Genomic DNA, 3,589 nt, shown 5'->3' on the forward strand with positions numbered 1-3,589 from the left:
AATAAAGGCTCTCCGCGATCCCCTCGCGCCGGCACAGCGCCGCGATCGACTCTTCGCCGCGCAAGCCCTCCAGCACGATGCGGATCTTCTCCTCGGCCGAATATTGCTTGCGGGTTGCGCGGCGGATGTCTTTGATGACCTGCTCTGCCGGCGCTTTCCCGGTTCCGGATTTCTGTCTCATCTTCGCTCCTTTGAAAGGCTACGATGAACCAGAAATCCTCCGTTCTCAGTTAAGCCGATTTGGTCCCATCAGTGCTGACGCCGGACATTTCGGCGGTAATTTTCCCATATTTGCCTCCGGTCGTTATCGGGGATCATGATCCGGGCGATCACTCGGCTTGCGGCCGCTCCTTAACCAGCTTGCACGTCCATCATTGCCAGACCGCGCAAGATGGCCTCCACGTCTCGATCAAACTGTTGGGCATTCCTGCGAGAACCGCCAATCAGGGTTCCGATGTGGCGTTCCTTGCCCGGTTGCATGCAAAAGAGATTGACGCGGTTCGTATGGACGGTGCCAATGGCGTGGAAATGTCCTGCGTACAGGTCTCCGGACTGGTCTTTGCGGACTTCGACCATATTCATTGCTCCTTGGGATGAATGGGGATTGCCAGCATGAAGGTGGCTCCTTCGGAGGGGTGCAATCATTCCCCTCCGGACAGACTGGCGCCCGATCTCCCTCTGCCTCTTCCTCTGGCGGCCGTGAACGCGGTCACTTCGGTTTAGAGATCGACCGGTTCGCGGAGCCGCAAATTCCCTATTTCGTACGATCCACGCGTGCGCCGCCACGTTTGAAGAGCGGGAGCGCCGCCGAAGCGAGCCGTTGAACGAAGGGCTTGCTGAAGCGTCCGAGGGGCTGCTGGTTGGGATCGAGATAATAGGATTGCTCGGCGATATCGTAATTATACTCGCTGATCGTCACCCATGCTCGCTTCCAGTCGCTCAAGCCGGCTCGCCGGCACTCGATCTCTGGAATCTCGAACGCTCTCTGATCCGAGCGGGGCGGCTGACTCGAAATTGCCAGGAGAACGAGATGTGTGAGCTCGTCCTGTTGGTGGACGAGTGTGGCAATCACGCAGGTTGGCCGATCTTTCCGGCCTTCGGTTTCGTGTTGGTCGGCTTGCCACTTCCAGAGATAGGGATACGTGACGATGGTGCCGGGCTTGAGCCGATCACTCCGGGTCATCATAGCCCTCGCCTCTTGCAAGCTTTTCCAGCTCGGATGCGAAGGCGTCAGCCAAGTGCCGTGGTGTCTCGCCGGCAGCATAGACGCGCCGGGGATCCCCGGCATTGCGGAGTTTGTCATATTGATCTGCGGACATGAGAACGAACCTCCTTTTACCCCGGCGCGTGATTTCGACGGGGCCGGTGTAGGCGGCCTCGACGACTTCGCCGGATTTGTTGCTGAGATCTGTGAGAGAGAAGCTGCGCATGATACGCCCTCCAGCGGTTGTAAATCCCTATCATTGCCATTTTAGCTAAGATGGGGACTATCACAACGTCGGTCAAGCGTCATCCACTGCGCGCAGAATAAGGTGGTCCGATAGGCATCGGGACATTCCCGTTGCCAGATTGCGAACCTGGGCGAGATGCCCGCCCCGGGCGGCATAGGTGTCGTGATATTGAGAACCGACGCGTCGTCCGGCGCCGATGCGCCGCGGCAACCACGCTTCGACGATATAGGGGACGGCCCGAGACGTGGCCGTGTCAATGTCGAGGAGGAAGATGGTGCCGACGGGTATGGTGCCGACGGCCCGTTCGTAGCCACCGACACGCTCGTAGCGGTGCCGTTGCGGAGAATATTGGCGGAGCATGAAGGCCTCCTGAAACGAGAAGGCCCCGCTCGAGGCGGGGCTGGGGGTTGAGGGGATTGAAGTAGCGCGACTTAGAGTTGACCTGGGTCAGCCGTTCCCGTGGTCCGTTTCGGCTCGATCCAGATCTTGACCTCGCTGCGTCGAGGCAGTTTTCGCTTTTTCAGGCGACCGTCGGCAAAGGCTTGCCGATATTCGACCGCCGAATCCTGACGGCCGGCACTGCGCGCGGATGTGGCGATGTCGATCAGGGACCAGCACATCCAGAATGCGCCGATGTCATCGTCACCATAGCGATGAAGAGCGGCGGCGAGCATTCTATCCCCGCGCCAGACTTCCCAACCGCCGCCGTGGTGAACGCGGATCAGCACTGAGGAAAACCGCTCGTCGTCGGGATTGATGTTCGGCTTGCGGCGGGGGTAGCGGCAGAAGTGGATCCAGAAATGGTGGGATTCATATGTCACGCGGTCGTGCACGAAGCCGGGCAGGTCGCGTGTTTCGACGATCTCTTCTGAGGTCAGCAGCGAGACGGGATCGAATTGCCTTTCGCCGTATCCGTTCGGACCATAAAGATGGCCGCCGCGGTGCAGGCATGTCAGTGCATGCATGGTATGTTCCTTTCAAAGGTTGGGGGTGGGATCAGGCTGCGTGGCTGCGGCGCGCATCGAATGCGTTGTCGGCCGCGCGGAGAGTGTCTGCGAGGGTTAGAAAGCGGGCGCGGTCTGCCGCGCCGCGTTTGACCCGGAAGTCCGCGTCGACTACCTCGTTGACGCGCGCCCATTGACACCAGGAGAAGCTTCGCCCGAGACCGATCGTCGTTGCGGAACTGGGGAAGCGGTCCGCGTTGTGGACGAGCTCGTCCCAGGTTGCGCCGAATTCGATTTCATCGAAACGACTGTGGCGGCCGGTGAGCGCGGTGCGCTCGAGGAGAAGGGCGCGCTCGAGGAGGTCGGGGTGGTGTCCGGCGAGCCAGTATAACTCCCACTGTTTCGAGGCGGGGCAGAAGAAGCAGGCCGACTTGATCGGAACCATGTCCGGCCCGAGGACCTGTTCAATGGCGAGAACGCATTCCTCGCGTGTCCAGCCGATGAGCTGGAGGGGATAGGCATAGTCGAAATCCGCATCCGCGGCGGGCAGATTGCGGGACCGGCGCATATCGGCGCGTCCGCAATCGTAGCCGATCAGCTTGACGATCCTTTGCCCGCTCTCCTGTGCCTGGGTCCATATGGGGTGAGGCGGCCCGGCGTTCGGTCCCGATCGCGCGCCCTTTAGAAACTGATCCTGCGGCTTCTGCTTCCACTTGATGCTGCAGGATTTCATGCCGAAGGCGAGAGAGGGGAGCGTTTCGTTCGTCAGGCAGTTGCCATAGAGGTCCGAATAGCCGGTTGAGGCGAGGGGAACTTTCCGGCACACGTCGATCGTCGGCCAGGACCAGTCAGTGAGCACCGTGTTCATCCTGTCGAGGTGCTCGAGGGTTTCGGGCTTTTCGCCGCCGACATCGGCGAACGTGATGACGTGGGGGCGGATTCCGGCCTTGTGTAGTGCCACGAGCATTGCCGTCGAATCGACGCCGGAACCGAAACAGACGGCGATGAGACGGCCGCCGAGAGCGGCGGTCAGGATGTGTTTCTGGCGGGAGGAAAGCAGCATGGTGGATCCTCCTACCTGATCCACCCCCATTGAACGGGTCCACCTTGAAGTATGGTTTTGACCATGAAGGAGGACCACAATGGCAAACAAGCGACACAAGCCCGACGAGATCGTCACGAAGCTTCGGCAGG

General features: G+C 60.4%; 7 protein-coding genes. All 7 read right to left on the minus strand.

All coding sequences use genetic code 11. From position 1 onward, the window contains the following. A partial coding sequence (locus L598_RS20530) for a transposase (protein WP_144865746.1) occupies nt 1-181 on the minus strand: 181 nt, incomplete at its 3' end. Between the two features lie 170 nt (nt 182-351). Beyond that, the gene (locus L598_RS20535) at nt 352-576 is read right to left on the minus strand and encodes a hypothetical protein (RefSeq protein ID WP_144865748.1); all 225 of its coding nucleotides are present in this window, start codon (nt 574-576) and stop codon (nt 352-354) included. 178 nt (nt 577-754) lie between these two features. Then, nucleotides 755-1,183 (minus strand): hypothetical protein, encoded by a 429-nt coding sequence (locus L598_RS20540; RefSeq protein WP_144865749.1) that lies wholly within the window; start codon nt 1,181-1,183, stop codon nt 755-757. Continuing rightward, nucleotides 1,170-1,430, minus strand: a complete 261-nt coding sequence (locus tag L598_RS20545; protein ID WP_144865751.1) for a type II toxin-antitoxin system Phd/YefM family antitoxin — start codon at nt 1,428-1,430, stop codon at nt 1,170-1,172. Before L598_RS20545 ends, L598_RS20540 begins: the two co-directional genes overlap by 14 nt. A 72-nt stretch (nt 1,431-1,502) precedes the next feature. Then, nucleotides 1,503-1,811, minus strand: coding sequence for a hypothetical protein (locus L598_RS20550; protein WP_144865753.1), 309 nt, complete (start codon nt 1,809-1,811; stop codon nt 1,503-1,505). A gap of 71 nt (nt 1,812-1,882) precedes the next feature. Continuing rightward, nucleotides 1,883-2,416, minus strand: coding sequence for a hypothetical protein (locus L598_RS20555; RefSeq protein ID WP_144865755.1), 534 nt, complete (start codon nt 2,414-2,416; stop codon nt 1,883-1,885). Between the two features lie 31 nt (nt 2,417-2,447). Continuing rightward, complete coding sequence (locus tag L598_RS20560; protein ID WP_144865757.1) at nt 2,448-3,458, minus strand: hypothetical protein; 1,011 nt, start codon at nt 3,456-3,458, stop codon at nt 2,448-2,450. Between the last annotated feature and the right edge of the window lie 131 nt (nt 3,459-3,589).

This window comes from Mesorhizobium sp. J18, assembly GCF_007829525.1.
In the GTDB taxonomy this organism is placed as follows: domain Bacteria; phylum Pseudomonadota; class Alphaproteobacteria; order Rhizobiales; family Rhizobiaceae; genus VLJP01.